This is a genomic window from Haloimpatiens myeolchijeotgali (assembly GCF_042688525.2).
In the GTDB taxonomy this organism is placed as follows: Bacteria; Bacillota; Clostridia; order Clostridiales; family Clostridiaceae; genus Haloimpatiens.
Map to the genome: position 1 here is coordinate 3385832 of NZ_JBHWAB010000001.1, position 17047 is coordinate 3402878.

Annotated in this window: 13 protein-coding genes and 2 riboswitches; of the genes, 1 reads left to right on the forward strand and 12 read right to left on the reverse strand. The window is 27.8% G+C overall.

Annotation, left to right across the window (positions count from 1 at the left end):
- Positions 1-32: 32 nt before the first annotated feature.
- The 3 genes from ACFIJ5_RS15160 to ACFIJ5_RS15170 are packed head-to-tail and all read right to left on the reverse strand — an operon-like array spanning position 33 to position 2834.
- A complete protein-coding gene (locus ACFIJ5_RS15160) occupies positions 33-1490 on the reverse strand; it encodes an ABC transporter ATP-binding protein (RefSeq protein ID WP_379808487.1) in 1458 nt (485 codons plus the stop codon).
- A 13-nt stretch (positions 1491-1503) separates the two neighbouring features.
- Entirely contained in the window at positions 1504-2226 is a 723-nt protein-coding gene (locus ACFIJ5_RS15165; RefSeq protein WP_379808489.1) for an energy-coupling factor transporter transmembrane component T, read from the reverse strand.
- Positions 2223-2834, reverse strand: a complete 612-nt coding sequence (locus tag ACFIJ5_RS15170) for an MptD family putative ECF transporter S component (protein ID WP_379808491.1) — start codon at positions 2832-2834, stop codon at positions 2223-2225. Before ACFIJ5_RS15170 ends, ACFIJ5_RS15165 begins: the two co-directional genes overlap by 4 nt.
- A gap of 206 nt (positions 2835-3040) precedes the next feature.
- Here ACFIJ5_RS15170 and ACFIJ5_RS15175 point away from each other — a divergent pair, with 206 nt between their 5' ends.
- Positions 3041-4018 (forward strand): helix-turn-helix domain-containing protein, encoded by a 978-nt coding sequence (locus tag ACFIJ5_RS15175; protein ID WP_379808493.1) that lies wholly within the window; start codon positions 3041-3043, stop codon positions 4016-4018.
- 366 nt (positions 4019-4384) lie between these two features.
- Here ACFIJ5_RS15175 and guaA read toward each other — a convergent pair whose 3' ends face one another.
- From guaA to ACFIJ5_RS15220, 9 genes are all read right to left on the reverse strand, one after another.
- Positions 4385-5917 (reverse strand): glutamine-hydrolyzing GMP synthase, encoded by a 1533-nt coding sequence (gene guaA, locus ACFIJ5_RS15180; protein WP_379808495.1) that lies wholly within the window; start codon positions 5915-5917, stop codon positions 4385-4387.
- Positions 5918-5955: 38 nt separating this feature from the next.
- Complete coding sequence (gene guaB, locus ACFIJ5_RS15185; RefSeq protein WP_379808497.1) at positions 5956-7410, reverse strand: IMP dehydrogenase; 1455 nt, start codon at positions 7408-7410, stop codon at positions 5956-5958.
- Positions 7411-7562: 152 nt separating this feature from the next.
- Positions 7563-7660: riboswitch (purine riboswitch) on the reverse strand.
- 115 nt (positions 7661-7775) lie between these two features.
- Entirely contained in the window at positions 7776-8957 is a 1182-nt protein-coding gene (locus ACFIJ5_RS15190) for an ABC transporter ATP-binding protein (RefSeq protein WP_379808499.1), read from the reverse strand.
- Positions 8954-9976 (reverse strand): iron chelate uptake ABC transporter family permease subunit, encoded by a 1023-nt coding sequence (locus tag ACFIJ5_RS15195; protein ID WP_379808501.1) that lies wholly within the window; start codon positions 9974-9976, stop codon positions 8954-8956. The genes ACFIJ5_RS15190 and ACFIJ5_RS15195 overlap by 4 nt, the downstream gene beginning before the upstream one ends.
- A 192-nt stretch (positions 9977-10168) precedes the next feature.
- Positions 10169-11311: an ABC transporter substrate-binding protein gene (locus ACFIJ5_RS15200; RefSeq protein ID WP_379808503.1), complete on the reverse strand. Its 1143-nt coding sequence runs from the start codon at positions 11309-11311 to the stop codon at positions 10169-10171.
- A gap of 220 nt (positions 11312-11531) precedes the next feature.
- A riboswitch (cobalamin riboswitch) is annotated at positions 11532-11709 on the reverse strand.
- 54 nt (positions 11710-11763) lie between these two features.
- The gene (locus ACFIJ5_RS15205) at positions 11764-12663 is read right to left on the reverse strand and encodes a hypothetical protein (RefSeq protein WP_379808505.1); all 900 of its coding nucleotides are present in this window, start codon (positions 12661-12663) and stop codon (positions 11764-11766) included.
- Between the two features lie 15 nt (positions 12664-12678).
- Positions 12679-14115 (reverse strand): pilus assembly protein PilM, encoded by a 1437-nt coding sequence (gene pilM / locus ACFIJ5_RS15210; protein ID WP_379808507.1) that lies wholly within the window; start codon positions 14113-14115, stop codon positions 12679-12681.
- Between the two features lie 36 nt (positions 14116-14151).
- Entirely contained in the window at positions 14152-15339 is a 1188-nt protein-coding gene (locus tag ACFIJ5_RS15215; protein ID WP_379808509.1) for a type II secretion system F family protein, read from the reverse strand.
- A gap of 17 nt (positions 15340-15356) precedes the next feature.
- Positions 15357-17033 (reverse strand): GspE/PulE family protein, encoded by a 1677-nt coding sequence (locus ACFIJ5_RS15220; protein ID WP_379808511.1) that lies wholly within the window; start codon positions 17031-17033, stop codon positions 15357-15359.
- Positions 17034-17047: the final 14 nt, after the last annotated feature.

The following is a 17047-nucleotide window of genomic DNA, read 5'->3' on the forward strand; positions in this document are numbered from 1 at the left end:
AAAACAAATTGTAGAAATACTTTACCCCTTCTTTAAGATACAATGAAAAACTCCTTAAGTTTTTTTTCATTCTTATCATTTAGTAGAAAATCATCTTTTAACATACCATCATCAAAATGAAAAATACGGTTGCAAACAGAAGAAATAAATTCGTAATCATGAGTAACTACAAAAATTATTTTTCCCATACTAGCCAGTTTTGTAAACAATTTTGTAACTTGCTTCATACTACCAAAATCAAGCCCACTTGTAGGTTCGTCAAAAACAAGTATTTCTTTATTACAAATCATGCTAACAGCCACAGCAGTACGCTGCTTTTGACCGCCTGATAAAGTATTAGGATGCCGGTTTTTATACTGATAAATTTTTAATTCTTTCATTACTTGTTTTACAATTTCAGTATCTGGATTTTTAATCCCAAGATAACATTCCTGTTCTACACTTTCAGCAAAGAGCTGATAATTAACATCCTGCATAACCATATAGGAAAGTTTCAACCGCTGTTTTTTATTTACCTTTTTTCCATCCCATAAAAAACTTCCACTGCATCCCTTATGTAATCCACAAACACTTCGTAAGAATGTAGACTTACCAGCTCCATTATGTCCTATAATTCCAATAATTTCTCCACGCGCTGCACCAACAGAAATATTATCCATAATAACTTTGTTTTTATAATATGTACTCATATTATCTATTTTTAAAGTATGTTTTTTTGATTTTTTTTTATTTTCTAGTGGTACTATGCTAGATAAATTCATGACTCTAAGACCCATTTCTATTCTTTGTTCTTCTGGAATTTCAACAAATTCTTCTTTCGTATATATTTTTTTAATTTCCCCATTATCTACATAAACTGCCTTATCAATAATATCTTTAAGATAATAAAGTCTATGTTCAGCTATTATAATTGTTTTTCCTTGTTTTTTTAACATCATTAAATTATCACGAAGCTCCATTGTAGCATCTACATCTAAATTAGACGATGGTTCATCAAGAACATAAATATCTGGTGACATAGCATAAATAGAACTAAAAGCTATTTTCTGTTTTTCTCCTCCAGATAATTCAAAAATACTTCTTCCCATCAATTTTTCAATATGCAAATCATTTTTTGTTTTTTCTACACATTCTTTTAATTTCTCGTATGGATAGGAAAGATTTTCTATACCAAATGCAATTTCACTATCTGTATCTACATTAAAAAACTGAGTTCTTGGATTTTGAAATACCGATCCTACTTTTTCTGCAATTTCATACATGGGCATATCTAATATATTTTTTTTATCTATTTTTATAGATCCTCTCAGATCTCCGGAATAAAAATTTGGAATTAAACCATTAATCATACGTATAATTGTAGTTTTACCACATCCACTACGTCCAGTAAGCAAAATACATTCACCTTTTTTAATTGTAATATTAACATTTTTAATTCCATTTCCTTCTTTCCCATTATAAGAAAAAGAAGCATCTTCTATTTTAATCAATCTTCTGCCTCCTCTATGTTGTAATTGCTATTCCTAATAATATGGAAAAGCAAATTGTACAAATAATATCCACATATGAAAAATGAATCTTCTGAAGACACGTACGAAGTTTTGGATTTTCAATTCCTCTTGTAATTGCTGCTGCAGAAAGTTCATCTGATATTTTAGAAGCAGACATCATAAGTGGAACATACATACATTCTATTGTCTGAAGTGGATTCACTACCAAACTGCGAAATGACAGCGATACATCTCTCATTTTCATTGCATCTTTAATATGTCCCCAATCCTCTCCAATCATTGGAAAATATCTCATCATTACAGTTAGAGAGATTACTATATTTTTAGGCATATGAATACGATTCATGGCAGCCATAAATTCATTTACTCGTGTTGTGGAAATTAATATTCCGCCAAGCATACCGCATGGAAATATTTTTCGTATAAACATGGAAAAACTTACAATCATTATTTTACAAGTTCCACTTAAATATATTGAACCCAACATCTGAATTATTAATATGATAAAATATGTAATAGCCATTTTTAATGAAAATTCATATGCACCGCAAAGAATTCCAAGTAATAAAATAGCACTTGCAAATATTATTTCATACTTTATAGATCCCGCAAATAGTACAGACAAATTACCTGCTAAAAGAATAAATAATTTTGTTCTTGGGTCTATATGTATAAGTCCCTGCTTTTTGTTCCCAGTTTTAAATGATAGCTTCATGCTACAATTCCTGCTTTTTCAAATTGTTTTCTAAGTAATCTTTTACCAAGTAAAGCACTAATCAATGCACATAATAATGTTCCAATAATAATTGCTGGAATCATCCAATCCTTTGCTGTGGCAATCATAGTATTCATATAATTCTGCTCTGTTCCTTTTCCAACTAGATATTCTATGTATTTTTTCTGATTTATCCAAAGCATCATATAAGAACCAAGAGGATTTAATGAAAAAATCATAAATCCTAAAATATTCAATTTTATATTTTTGAATTTACCTAATCCTGAAATTAATTCTGCAATAATAGCAAGTATCACATAAGCTACTGTCCACATCCAATACATTCCTGTTACAAACATAAGTAATCCCATTAAAATACCAAGAATGATAATAGGTCCATGTTTTGGCACTTTAGCTAAAAGCAAAAGGTAAATTGGTCCTGTAAGAAGAGCTACAGCTGGTGGCAATAAAAAAGTTAACACTGGGTTTGGTGCAAAAAATATTCCTCCAATAACAGTCACTACAAAAAAAAGTGCAGAAAAAATACCTGCTGTCACCAAATCTTTAACTGTTAATCCTTTTTTAATATTAGGTGTTGTATTAATCATATAAAATTCCTCCTAACAAAATTGTATATTTTCCCCTGTCAAGCCTCATTGACAAAGTCATTACTAGACATTAAAATAGCAATAAGTTAGTTATTGCTATCTATAGTTAAAGTATACAATGTATCTAAAAAATCACAATAATTTGTAGATATATTCGTCTAATCGTAATAAAAATTAGTCCAATCATAATATTAGGAGGAGATTTGATGAAAAGTATTATTAAAGATATTCACGAACCTTATCTACTTGAAAAAGGATTTACACTTGAAGACCCTAATCAACAATACAATGTAATGGGTCAAACCTACAGAATTGATCCTAATATAGGCAAAGGATATTATTGGATATATACTCATGAAGACCTGTTTGCAATCGTTATACATAATTTTTTCTTTTATGAAGACTATTTTCTAAAATGTCAATTACCAGAATATTTAAGTATTACTTATTATGACTCTATTTCAGGTGAAGAATTAAACCCATATAAACGATTAAATGCAGGATGTGTAAAAGGATATTGGAGTAATGAAAATGTATACCAAGCATTATTTCATAAAAATATACCAATCCGTTCAATTGGTATCGAGCTAACACCAGAATATTATGAGAATTACTTAAGTAAAAAATATCCAACGGAATATATAAACATACACTCTGCTCTACTGAGCATAAACGAAGCAACCGATTTTCCAGAAATGGTTTTATTATTAAATCAAATAAAAAGTTATCGTGGAACTGGAATGGCCGCAAAACTATTTTATGAAGGTAAAGTTGCAGAGTCAATATCTCTTATTGTAGAAAGATCAAAACAAATGAAGCCAAAAATTTCACAAAGAATAACAAAACAAGATTTCAATCACTTAGAAACTGTTACTAGTTATATAAATGATCATTATGCTTTTGACTTACATTTAGAACAACTTGCTCAAATAGCATGTATGGGAACTACCAAATTAAAATCCACATTTAAAAAGGTACATAAGTGTACTATCACAGAATACATTCAACATCGACGTATGAGTCAAGCTGAACATCTTTTAGCAAATACAGATTTAAGTATAGGTCAAATTGCACGAATTGTAGGATATCAAAGCGCTAGCCGTTTTTCACAATTGTTTCGAAAAAGCACAGGATTACTTCCTTGTAAATATCGAAAATTATCATTAGGAAATAATATGCAATGATATAATATATTATTTCTCTATTATAATATAACCTTTAATATCATCTTAAGATTAAACTAATTCATAAAATTTAGTATAGTATTTTTCTTATTTATGATAATTTTAGCATTCCAATGTGTACTAGCTTTAAAATTTTTTGATATGTTTAGTACAAATATAAATTCAATAACTGATATAGTAAAATTAATAAAATAAAACTTATTCTAACATGTTTTGTAGTGAATCTGTAATAATAAAAAGACTTCTAAATTTAGTTAAAGTTTTTACTCTAACTTAAACTTAGAAGTCTTTTACTCATTATCTTAGCAATACTAAAATATTTCCTAGCATAAATAAATGATATTTACGTCACAGACAGTGCCTAGTTTATTCCCACTCTATTGTAGATGGTGGTTTTGAAGTTACATCATAAACAATTCTGTTTACTCCTTTAACTTCGTTAACAATTCTACGACTAACTTTATCCAATACCTCATATGGTATTCTTGCCCAGTCAGAAGTCATAGCATCAGAAGAAGTTACGGCTCTTAATGCTATTGTGTGACAATAAGTTCTTTCATCTCCCATAACTCCTACAGATTGAATGTTTGGAAGACATGCAAAGTACTGCCATATCTTTTCATCTAGTCCTGCAATTGCAATCTCTTCTCTGAAAATAGCATCCGCTTCCCTTACAATGAAAAGTTTATCTTCAGTTATTTCTCCAAGAACCCTTATAGCAAGACCTGGTCCTGGGAATGGCTGTCTCCATACAAGCTTGTGAGGTATACCAAGTTCTTCTCCTACAGCTCTTACTTCATCCTTAAATAACTCTCTCAAAGGTTCTATAAGAGAAAACTGCATATCCTCTGGAAGTCCGCCTACATTGTGATGACTCTTTATTGTTGCAGATGTTTTTGTACCACTTTCTACAACATCCGGATAAATTGTTCCTTGAACAAGATAATCTATATCGCCTAATTTATTAGCTTCTTCTTCAAAAACTCTAATAAATTCTTCTCCAATTATTTTTCTCTTTCTTTCTGGGTCAGATACACCTTTTAATTTTGATAAAAATCTTTCTTGAGCATTTACTCTTATTAAGTTCATATCAAATTGTTTCTTGAATATTTTTTCTACTTGATCACCTTCATCTTTTCTAAGAAGACCATGATCTACAAATATACAAGTTAATTGCTTTCCTATAGCTTTATGAACAATCACTGCTGCTACTGATGAATCTACTCCACCAGAAAGTGCACATATCACCTTTTTGTCTCCAACTAATTTTTTTATTTCTTTTATTTTTTCTTGTGCAAAAGAAGACATTGACCAATCGCCTTTTAAATTACAAACCTCAAACAAGAAATTTTGAAGCATTTTCTTTCCGAATAATGTATGTTCAACTTCTGGATGGAATTGAACTCCATATAATTTTTTGTCCACATTTGCCATAGCAGCACATGGACACTCATCTGTTGTAGCTATTACTTCAAAACCTTCTGGTGTTTTTGATATATAATCTGTGTGGCTCATCCAACATTGGTCTTTACTATCTATACCTTTAAATAATAAACTTTCAGTTTTTAAATCTACTTCAGTTTTTCCATACTCTCTTTTTTCTGGAGTTTTAACTTCTCCACCTAATGTATATGCCATTAATTGATCTCCATAACATATCCCAAGTATAGGAATACCTAATTCAAAAATTTCTTTATCTAATCTTGGAGAACCTTCTTCATATACACTATTTGGTCCACCAGTAAATATTATCCCTTTAGGATTTTTTCCTTTTATTTTTTCTATTGAATAATCATAAGGAACTATTTCACAATAAACACTGTTTTCTCTAACTCTTCTTGCGATAAGCTGATTATACTGTCCACCAAAATCAATTACTAAAACTAATTCTCTTTCCATGCGGCACCTCCATATTTTAACCTTATATTATCTAAAAACTATCTGTTTACGCTATAGTTTGGTGCTTCTTTAGTTATGTTTATGTCATGTGGGTGACTTTCTCTAAATCCTGCTGAAGTCTGTACTACAAATTTAGCATTTTCATATAAATATTCTAATGTTTTAGCCCCTAAATATCCCATTCCTGAACGAATTCCGCCTAGCATTTGGAAAATAGTCTCTGTAACATATCCTCTGTATGGTAGTCTACCTTCTACACCTTCTGGAACTAATTTCTTGCTGTCTTCTTGGAAATATCTATCCTTACTACCACACTGCATTGCTGCAAGAGATCCCATTCCTCTATATACTTTGTAGCTTCTTCCTTGATATATTTCAGTTTCACCTGGTGCTTCTTCACAACCAGCAAACATTGAACCCATCATACAAATTTTAGCTCCTGCTGCAAGCGCCTTTACTATATCTCCAGAATATTTTAATCCACCATCTGCAATTACTGGTACTCCATGTTTATTTGCTTCTTCAACACAATCCATTACTGCTGTAAGTTGAGGTACTCCAACACCTGCAACAACTCTTGTTGTACATATAGATCCTGGTCCTATACCTACTTTTACACAATCAGCTCCTGATTTTATTAAATCCTTTGTAGCTTCTGCTGTAGCTACATTACCTGCAATTACTTGTAACTCTGGATATTTAGTTTTTACAGCCTTAACAGCATCTAAAACTCCTTTTGAATGTCCATGTGCAGTATCTAATGTTATTACATCTACATTTGCATCAACAAGAGCATCTACTCTTACCATCATATCTTTAGTAACTCCTACAGCAGCTCCACATAATAGTCTACCTTTAGAATCTTTTGCTGCATTAGGATATCTCTTTACTTTTTCAATATCTTTTATAGTTATTAATCCTACTAAATTATTCTCTTTATCTACAAGTGGTAATTTTTCTATTTTATGATTTTTTAATAATTCTTTAGCTTCTTCTACTGTAGTTCCTTCTGGTGCAGTTATAAGATTTTCTTTTGTCATAACTTCTTTAATTTTTCTTGAATAATCATTTTCAAAAACAATATCTCTATTTGTTATGATTCCAACTAGTTTTTCATCTACAGTTATTGGTACACCTGAAATTCTATATTTACTCATTAATTTTAGAGCATCTTCAATCTTATGTTCTGGTGAAAGTGAAAATGGATCAGTTATTACACCATTTTCTTGTCTTTTAACTCTATCAACTTCAGAAGCTTGTCTTTCTATACTCATATTTTTATGTATAATCCCTATTCCACCTTCTCTTGCCATAGCTATTGCCATTTTAGATTCAGTAACAGTATCCATGCCAGCACTCATAAGAGGAATATTTAATTTTATAGTTTTAGTTAAATTAGTTTTCAAACTAACTTCCTTTGGTAACACCTCAGATTTATTTGGTACTAATAAAACGTCATCAAAAGTATATCCTGTTTTCCATATAATAGCCACTATACCGCACATCCTTTCAAATAATTTGTAATTTAAATCTAAATATTTTAAATCTTGTTTTTAGTCTTTATTCTATCTTTACCTATTATTTACTATATGCAAAAAAAACATACTATTTTCACAAAATGTATGAGTGAAAATGGTATGTTTATATACTTACCATAGTCACACATAGTCGGAAATTTACGGTTTCCGGTAGATACTCCTTGCCTTATTCAAGGTATATATGAGTGATATATATCATTATTTTTATTACCTGTAAAAACTTATTATAACTATTCTATGTAAAATTTATAACTTTGTCAATAAAAAATTTAAAATTTTACTGCATGAATTTTAAAATATGAATAAAAAATTTCAATTTATTAATCTATAACGTCTTTAACACTGTTACAATAAATTAATTTTTTATAATTTTCTTTAAATAACTTTTTACATTCATCCTTATCTCGAAAACTATAGACTTTTTTACCAACTTCTAATGCATTTCTTATTAAATCTACATTTAATTTATTTAGTTCTGCAAAAGTTGAACCTGCATCTATAATTTTTTCACATTTCTTCATACAATTAACAGCTTTCTTAAAATTTATTTCCTTAATAGATTCAAAGGCTTTTTCTTTTATTATATTAACTCCTAAAATATTTGCAATATAATAATCTATATCATTCTCATAAATAATACCTGTACAAACTTCATATTGGTGTTTTGTGAGAAATCTATAAATTGGTATACCTTTTCCTTCTCCGCTAATTACAAATACTCTTGATTTTTTTATTGAACTAGGTATTTCTAAAGTACCTAATAAACTACTAAAATTCCCAAACTCTAATCCATAAAGTTTCTTTATAACATCTTCTTTTATGATATCTTCACAACAACCTTTTTTCATTATCTTACCATCTTTAACTAAAACAGCTGTGTCACATCCTTTTAAAGCCATATCAACTTCATGCAGTGAAAGTATTACTGTTATTCCTTTTTCTTTAGAAAGTTTGTTTAAAATATTTAGTAGTTCAAATTTATGACGTATATCTAAATATGACGTTGGTTCATCTAAAATTATAATCTCAGGTTCTTGACACAAAGCCCTTGCTAAAAGTATTTTTTGCTTCTCTCCATCACTTAATTGTTCAAAATATCTATTAGCTAAATTTTCAGCATTAACTAACTTTAATATTTCATTTACTATATTTACATCTTCATCAGATAATTTACCAAAAAAACCTGTGTACTGATATCTACCCATTGCCGCAAATTCAAAACTAGTCATTAAAGACGGTATTACTCTTTCAGTCAACACTACTGACATTTTTTTTGCTAAATTACTTTGATTTATCTTTTTAATATCTTCATTATAAATATAAACATTACCTTTTACAGATTGAAGTTGTCCAGAAATAGTTTTTAATATAGTAGACTTACCAGCTCCATTAGGACCTAAAAGACATATAACTTCACCTTTTTTTATTTCTAATTCTATATTATCTATAACAACCTTATTATTGTATCCAACAGCTAATTTTTTTGTTTCTACAATGCTCATACATTTTTCCTCCTTTTAAGTAAAAGCCATATTACTATTGGGGCTCCAATAATAGATGTTACTGTACTTATAGCTAATTCCACTGGAGAAAACATCATTCGCGCAATCATATCACACAAAGAGGTAACCACCCCTCCTAAAAGTATCGCTGCTGGAATTAATATTCTGTTATCTGATGTACCAAAAGATAACCTAGCTATGTGCGGTACTGCTAATCCTATAAATGAAATGGGACCAGAAAATGCAGTAGGCACTGCTGCTAATATACTTGATAAAAAAACTATAATGATCCTTGTTTTTTTAACATCTACTCCCATACTTCTGGCATAGTTTTGTCCAAGTAAAAGTGCATTTAAAGGCTTACATATTAAAAAAGATATAATAAGAAAAGGCATTACAATAAAAAATAGTATTTTAAGTTTCTGCCATGTAAACCCTGAAAAACTTCCAAGAGTCCATAAATAAAATCCTTGAAGTTGTTCTTTGTTCGCAAAAGTTACTAAAAAATGTGTAATAGCTGAGCAAACATATCCAATCATTAATCCTATTATTAATAAAGTAGAAGTATTCTTAACTTTTCTTGCTACTAAAAGCACTAATAACATAACTAATAACGAACCGAAAAAAGCTGAAAAAAATGAAAATAGTGGTGATGACATTGAAAATCCAAAACTTATACCTGCCAAAATAGTAAGTCCCACAAATAACGTAGCACCTGAAGATATACCTAAAACAAAAGGTCCTACTATTGGGTTTCTAAAAAATATTTGCAATAATAATCCCGATAAGGCAAGTGCACTTCCCCCTATCATTGATGCTAAAGCTCTTGGAAGTCTTATCTTCCATATAATAGAGCTAAACATCTGATTACTTCCCTCTTTTTTTAAAATAACTTTAAATATTTCACTTATACTTATTTTTATAGATCCTAATCCTACATTTAATAAAAATGAAATTATGAGCACTATACACAATACACTAAATATTATTATATTTTTACTCAGCCTTCTATTTTTCAAATTAAATCCCCCTATTAACATACATGTTTAAGCTATAACCTTCAATTTACAACTTCTAATTTATTAATATCTCAACTTTCGCAGTAAAAAAATTAAAATAATTTCTTAATTATATAATTTAAGATTTTCTGTTAAACAGAAAATCTTAAATTATATTTTTATTCCTATATTATATGCATTTTTAAATATTCACTAATGTAATTTATAATAATAATTATGCTTACTATCTTTAAATTGTTGTGGATAAAATACTGAAGTCATATCTTGTATAATTTCATCTATTTTATCAGAACTTTGCCAATAACATTTGTTTATACCAAAAACTTTTCCATCTTTTATTGGTTTTATTTGTGATAGTACGTCTCCATGATTTACTATATCTTTTATAGATTTAACTGATATGTCACTAGTATTATCATATATTAAGATATCTGCATTCATTGCTTTAGCATAAAACTCTTCTACAGATATTTTTGCATTTCCTGGTTTATTGGGCTCTAAATCTTTTAGTATATAATCTCCTCCAGCTTTTTCTATAATTTTTGAATAATATGAACCTCCTCTAGGAACATAAACTTTTCCTTTAAATATAAATGCATATGCTACTTTTGGTTTCTTATTACTTTTTACCTTATTTTCAATATTTTTAATATTAACTTCCACTTTATTGAAGTACTCTTCAGCTTCTTTGTCTTTATTATAAAAAGCTCCTAATAATTTAATCCATTCTAATCTTCCAAGTGGAGTCTTTTCCATGTAATCATTATCTATAAAATAAGGTATACCCAATTCATCCATTTTAGCCATTTGCTTGTCTTGACTTGAACTTCCTGTATGTAAAATAACTACTTCTGGTTTTATTGATTGTATTTTTTCATAATCTGGAGTTCTACTTTTACCCACAAAAGCTATTTTACCGTCTTTCATTCCCTTTTTTATGTCATTTATAAACCATTTATCTTCTTTAGTTGTAACTCCTACTACACTATCTAATTCACCTAAAGCTCTTAATATAGAAACTTGTATTGTAGAGAAAGGTACTATTTTTTTTACAGGTGTATAGATAACTGGTAATTTATAATCTTTCGGAGCTTTCTTTCCACGAGGTACTAAAAGTAATTTTCTATTCTCACCATCAGTAACTATCTTAACTCCATCCTCTAAATATTTGATATTAAAACCTTTAGAATATTTTAACTTAATTTCTTTTGATGTTGATGTTTTTTGTACACTAACCTTATTAGTGGCTTTATTTCCACATCCTACACATATTAAGCTTGTACATACACTTAAAACTATAATTAAAGCAATAACTTTTGAATTAATCTTTCTCATATAAAAAATCTCCTTTTCTTTTTATGTAATGTATTAAACTTTTACATTTATTTATGTTAAAAAATCTCCTTTCTTATATAACATATTAAACCTTTACATCTATTTATATTTTTACATTCAATAAAAAAAAGACCTTCTCACGAAGATCTTACTAGCATATATAGTAATAATTTTATAAATTTTTTAATATCGCTTATATATATACCTTTTCACTCCGCAAGATATATAAACATTTTAGGCAGGTCTCCTGACTTGAGTTTCTTCCTACTCTCACCTTCCCGAATTATCAGTGGTTGATTGAGATTTGTCCACTCTTACAGTAGCAGAGGCTGCATCGGATTTTCACCGATTTCCCTTTTCATTTTAATAAATAAAACACCTAAAACATATTTATTCAATTTTCGATTGTATTATACATTATTTTTCAATTAATGTCAATCGAATTAACTTTTTCATTTTTTAAACATTTCTGCTATTGATTTAAATCCTATTTTCTTATCATAAAAACTGTAATTTTTAATCTTTTCATATTTTTCTTTATCTACTTTAATATATTGATAAAAAACTATCTCCGCTAAAATGTTATCATCTACTACTATAGTAGATTTATTAGTTTGCTCTTCAGTACCATTTATCTGAACTCCTTCTTGATTAACCTCATCTTCAGCAACATTTGATTGAGTTTCTTGTTTATTAGCCTCACCTTCAGTACCATTGGGTTGAGTTTTTTCCACATTAGTATTTAAATTTTCACTATCTACTATATCTTCTTTTGTATAATTTATTTCTTGCAAATTTTGTTGTTCTGTAGCTAAAAGATTTATACTTTTTACATTAAGCTTTCTAGTTGTTATATTGTTTAAATTTTTTATATATTTTTCTATTTTATATTTATCACCATTAACTTTTAAATCTATAGAAAGTCTAATAACATCATCTGAAAGGTGTGTATCTGAAGATGTACTTTCTGCATTTGAAGAAGTTTCTTGTTCATTAGCAGCTTTTGGTAAAATCAATTGGAATTTAACTTCATCTCCGTTAATTCCATATTTAGTACATGAATTATATAAATCATAAATAAGTTGAGGAGTATCAATCTGATTTGATGTTAAATCATCTAATGATTTTATGTTTTTTTTCAATTGTTCAGTTTCCTTTTTAATATTACTTACTTTACCCTGTAAAATTTTAGCCTCTCTTAGTTTTTCACTTTTAGTTTCATACTCTTGCTTAATACGTTTAACTTCATTATGTTTAGGAATAAAATAATATCTATATAAAGAGTAATTTACCCCTACTATAATTATTATAATTAGAATCATTATCTCAGTTTTTCTTTTGTCTCTTTCCACCTTGTAATCACATCCTTACAGAGGTTCTTTTATTATTAATGTAAATTTAGCTTCATTTTCAGAATCATTAAGTTTAATTGAATCTAGCTCAACATGTTCAAAAATACCTATATTATTTATAGCAATAACAAGTTTAACTTTATCAAGTGTGCTTTTATTTATATTTACTACTAAATCAACCTTATCTTTATCTACATAAATATTTCTTACATAAACATCTGACGGCAATCCCTTTCTTATTCTTTCTAAGTACTCTAAATATTTAAGTTCATCTTGTTTTATTTTTTTAATTGTTTCCTGTTTTTTCTCATATTCCTTTTTTGTATCTAGTATTTCTTTATATTTCACATCAATATTACCAATTTTTTTTATTTGTTCATCTAACACCTTAGTATCATATTTAGTAAAATTATTTTTCACATAGAAATTCGTACCAATCCCCCAACCACTCAACATTAAAGCTAACATAGCAACTGAAAATGCTATACTATTTCTCCTTGTAAAGATTTCCTCATCCTTCTTTAAAATTTGATTAAAATTTATAGCTTTATTATAAATTTCAGGAATGTTTAAATCACACCCTAATATATCACAATATTCATTGATATCAATTTCAGGAGGTACAAATACCTTTTTAGTCATTTCGTAATCTATTCCTGCTATTACATCTATATCAAATTGTTCCTTAATTAATTTAAAAATTTGTTTATCTTGTGAAATTTGTCCTATTAAATGAATTTTATCTACCTTATTTCCAAAATGCCTAGAAGAATAGAAATTTAAAAAATACTCTACATTTTCTAGTATTTCATCATAATTTTGTTCTAAAGATTCAGGTATTGACAAATGCATATTGGAATATAAAAATAATTTCTTTTTTTCTAATATAGTCATATTGATTTTTCCTCTTGAAATATCTAATATAGCTGTAGTATCATACCAATTTTTATTAAAAAATCTTAATATACAATCTGGATAAATAGTTATCTTATCTAAATTTAATCCACAATTTTCAACTAACAGTACTATACTATCGATTTTATGTTTTGGAAAAACCACCAAAAGCAAATATATTTTTTTTTCTTCACCCTTATCAATATCTAGTATTTTATAATCATAATAATATTCATCTATATTTACAGTAAAGTATTCATCAATATTATTATGCACAAAAGACTCAACTTCTTTTTTCTTCATAAACGGAATTTCTACTAACCTTGTTATTATTCCATCTAACTCTAAAACTACTATTGCCTTGTTATCTTTAATATTGTTTTCTGACAAAAACGTATTTATTTTGTCTACATTCTCATCAATATTAAACTCAACATTACTCTCAATATCGATTGTTTTTATCTTTTTAATTTTTCTTTTAGTAAATTTATAAGATAATAAAGCAATGTCAATATAATTTTCACTAACTTTAAATACTACTTTATTTCCTATAATCAAAATTTAATCCTCCATTATCATTTTTCATTAGAGTATCTATATAGTATTTGACATTTTAAATATAGGTAAAGCTATACCTATCATTACAACACCAACTACTAATCCAATTATTAAAGTAAATAGTGGTTCTACAAGTGCCATCAATTTATTTATTCCAATTTCAACCTTCTTGTCATATATATCTGTAAGTTTAAAAAACATCTGTTCAAGTTTTCCTGTTTCTTCTCCTATTCTTATCATGTGAATAGTTAAATCATCAAAAATTTTTTCATCTTGCAGCGTATCTGCTATTTTAGCTCCATTTACTATTTTCTTTTTAGCATTTCCGATTTTATATGATACAAAACTATTATTAATTATACGTTGTATATTATCTAATGCTGTTAAAATTGGTACTGCTGATCTTATAAATATACCCATACTTCTACAAAATCTATTTATTATAATGTATTTTTTAACTTCACCAACAACTGGTATTTTTAACACAATCTTATCTAAAAAATATTTCATTCTTGGTACTTTAGTAACATATCTAATTAAAACTATTAGACCTAATACTACAAAAGGTACAAGTAAAATATTATTATTAAAAAAATTCATTGTATTCATAATAAAAATAGTTATCTTAGGTAAGTTTTTACTATCTGCAAATATATTACTTATCTTAGAAAATATAAATAAATTAAAAAACATAAGCATAGCAATAGTTAATACAAGTAATACTATTGGATATATAGAAGCATTTTTTATTTTATTTTTTATATGAGCTTCTCTTTGATAAAAATTTTCCATATTAAATAGTATTTCATCTATATTACCACTTACTTCACCTGAATAAACCATATGAGTTAAAACAACCGGAAACATTCCAGAATCCTCCATAGACTTTCCAAGTGTTTCACCTCTTTTTACTCCTTTAAGCACCGCTTCTGATGCCTTTTTTAACTTTTTATCTTGATTTTTTATTATATCTAATCCTTTTAATATACTTACTCCTGTATTTATTATAATTCCCATTTGTCCACAAAAACTTGCTATGTGTTCATCCTTTAATTTGTTTCCTCCTAGTTTTATATCTAATAAACTACGACTTTTTTTTATTTTTATTACCTTATACCCTTTTATTCTTAACTTTTCTATTGCATTTTCTATATTATCTTCTTCAATATAATCTTTTATAACATTCATATTTGTATCTAATGCTTTATATGAAAATTTTTGCATAAATTATCCACAACCTTTTAATATCCATACGTTACTCTTAACATTTCTTCAACAGTAGTTATTCCTTCTAAAACTTTTCTTATACATGAATCTCTTAATAATCTTGTTCCACTCTTTTCAGCAATATCTTCTATTAATGTCTCTGATTTTTGTGAATCTATATATTCTTTTATTTCTTTTTTTATTTCTAAAACCTCAAAAATACCAACTCTACCTTTATATCCTGTACCGTTACATATACTGCATCCTATTCCTTTTTTCAGTTTTACAGGATTATCTATTCCTAATAACCTCATTTCTTTTTCATCACTTATATATTCTTTTATGCAATTTGGACATATCTTTCTTACAAGTCTTTGAGCTATTATACCTGTAACTGTAGAGGATAATAAAAATGGAGCAATTTTCATATCTTCAAGTCTAGTTATAGCCCCTACTGCACTATTAGTATGAATAGTTGATAAAACCAAATGACCTGTTAGCGCTGATCTTATAGATATTTCAGCAGTTTCACTATCTCTAATTTCACCAACAAGTATTATATCAGGATCTTGTCTTAATATACTTCTCAATCCTAATGCAAAATTAAACCCAATTTTATTATTTACCTGCATTTGATTTATACCTTTTAAATTGTATTCTACAGGGTCTTCAATTGTAATTATATTTTTTGAAGAATCATTTAGTATATTTAATACAGAATATAAAGTTGTAGTCTTTCCACTTCCTGTTGGACCACATACAAGAACTATACCATATGGTTTTTTAATTATATTATTTAATTTAATCAGCTCTTCACTCTCTAATCCTATATTATCTAAATCTATAGAAAAATTGCTCTTATCTAAAATTCTCATTACTACTTTTTCGCCCATTATTGTTGGTACTACAGATATTCTTAAATCTATATTTTTTTGTTTTGATTTGAAATTAATTCTTCCATCTTGAGGAAGTCTTTTTTCTGCAATATTTAACTCCGCCATTATTTTTATTCTACTTATTACAGCTTCAAGCATACCAATATCTACTCTCATTATTTGCCTTAAAGTTCCATCTATTCTATATCGTACTCTCATTTCATTTTCATAAGGTTCTATATGAATGTCAGAAGCATCGTTTAATACTGCATTATCAATTACTGTATTAATAAATTTTATAATTGGAGCTGCATCTTCATCTATATATTCATCATTATCTTTAGCTTCATCCCTTCTATATCCATGAACTTTTCCATAGTTTTTTGCAGCTTCTTCAGCCTTACTTTTACCATAATATTTTTCTATATTTTCTAAAATAGATGTTCTCAATGTTATAGCTATTTTACAAACATATCCAGTTGCAGCCTTAATTTCTTCTATAGCAAAATAATTTAATGGATCACTCATTACAACTAGCAGCTGTCCATTTATTATATCCACAGGAATTACTTCATATTTCCTTGCCATAGTTTCTGGTATTATCTTAATTATTTCTTGTCTTATATTTACATTTTCAAGGTTTATATAATCTATCCCTAATTGTTTTCTTACTGCTTCTACTATTTGTTGATTTGTAGTAAATCCTTCTGTAACTAAAAGTTCTCCTAATTTTTTACCTGTACCCTTTTGAATTTTCAATACTTTTTCTAAAATTTCTTTTGTTATAAGTCCAGAATCTATGAGTATTTCTCCTAATCTTTTTCTTACTTTACCCATACTATCCCTCTTTT

What these genes read in the sequence shown, in the direction of transcription:
- ACFIJ5_RS15215 (WP_379808509.1), bottom strand. Translation starts at nt 15,339, where the DNA reads ATGCAAAAATTTTCATATAAAGCATTAGATACAAATATGAATGTTATA.
- guaA (WP_379808495.1), bottom strand. Translation starts at nt 5,917, where the DNA reads ATGGAAAGAGAATTAGTTTTAGTAATTGATTTTGGTGGACAGTATAAT.
- ACFIJ5_RS15165 (WP_379808489.1), bottom strand. Translation starts at nt 2,226, where the DNA reads ATGAAGCTATCATTTAAAACTGGGAACAAAAAGCAGGGACTTATACAT.
- ACFIJ5_RS15170 (WP_379808491.1), bottom strand. Translation starts at nt 2,834, where the DNA reads ATGATTAATACAACACCTAATATTAAAAAAGGATTAACAGTTAAAGAT.
- ACFIJ5_RS15200 (WP_379808503.1), bottom strand. Translation starts at nt 11,311, where the DNA reads ATGAGAAAGATTAATTCAAAAGTTATTGCTTTAATTATAGTTTTAAGT.
- ACFIJ5_RS15220 (WP_379808511.1), bottom strand. Translation starts at nt 17,033, where the DNA reads ATGGGTAAAGTAAGAAAAAGATTAGGAGAAATACTCATAGATTCTGGA.
- ACFIJ5_RS15175 (WP_379808493.1), top strand. Translation starts at nt 3,041, where the DNA reads ATGAAAAGTATTATTAAAGATATTCACGAACCTTATCTACTTGAAAAA.
- ACFIJ5_RS15190 (WP_379808499.1), bottom strand. Translation starts at nt 8,957, where the DNA reads ATGAGCATTGTAGAAACAAAAAAATTAGCTGTTGGATACAATAATAAG.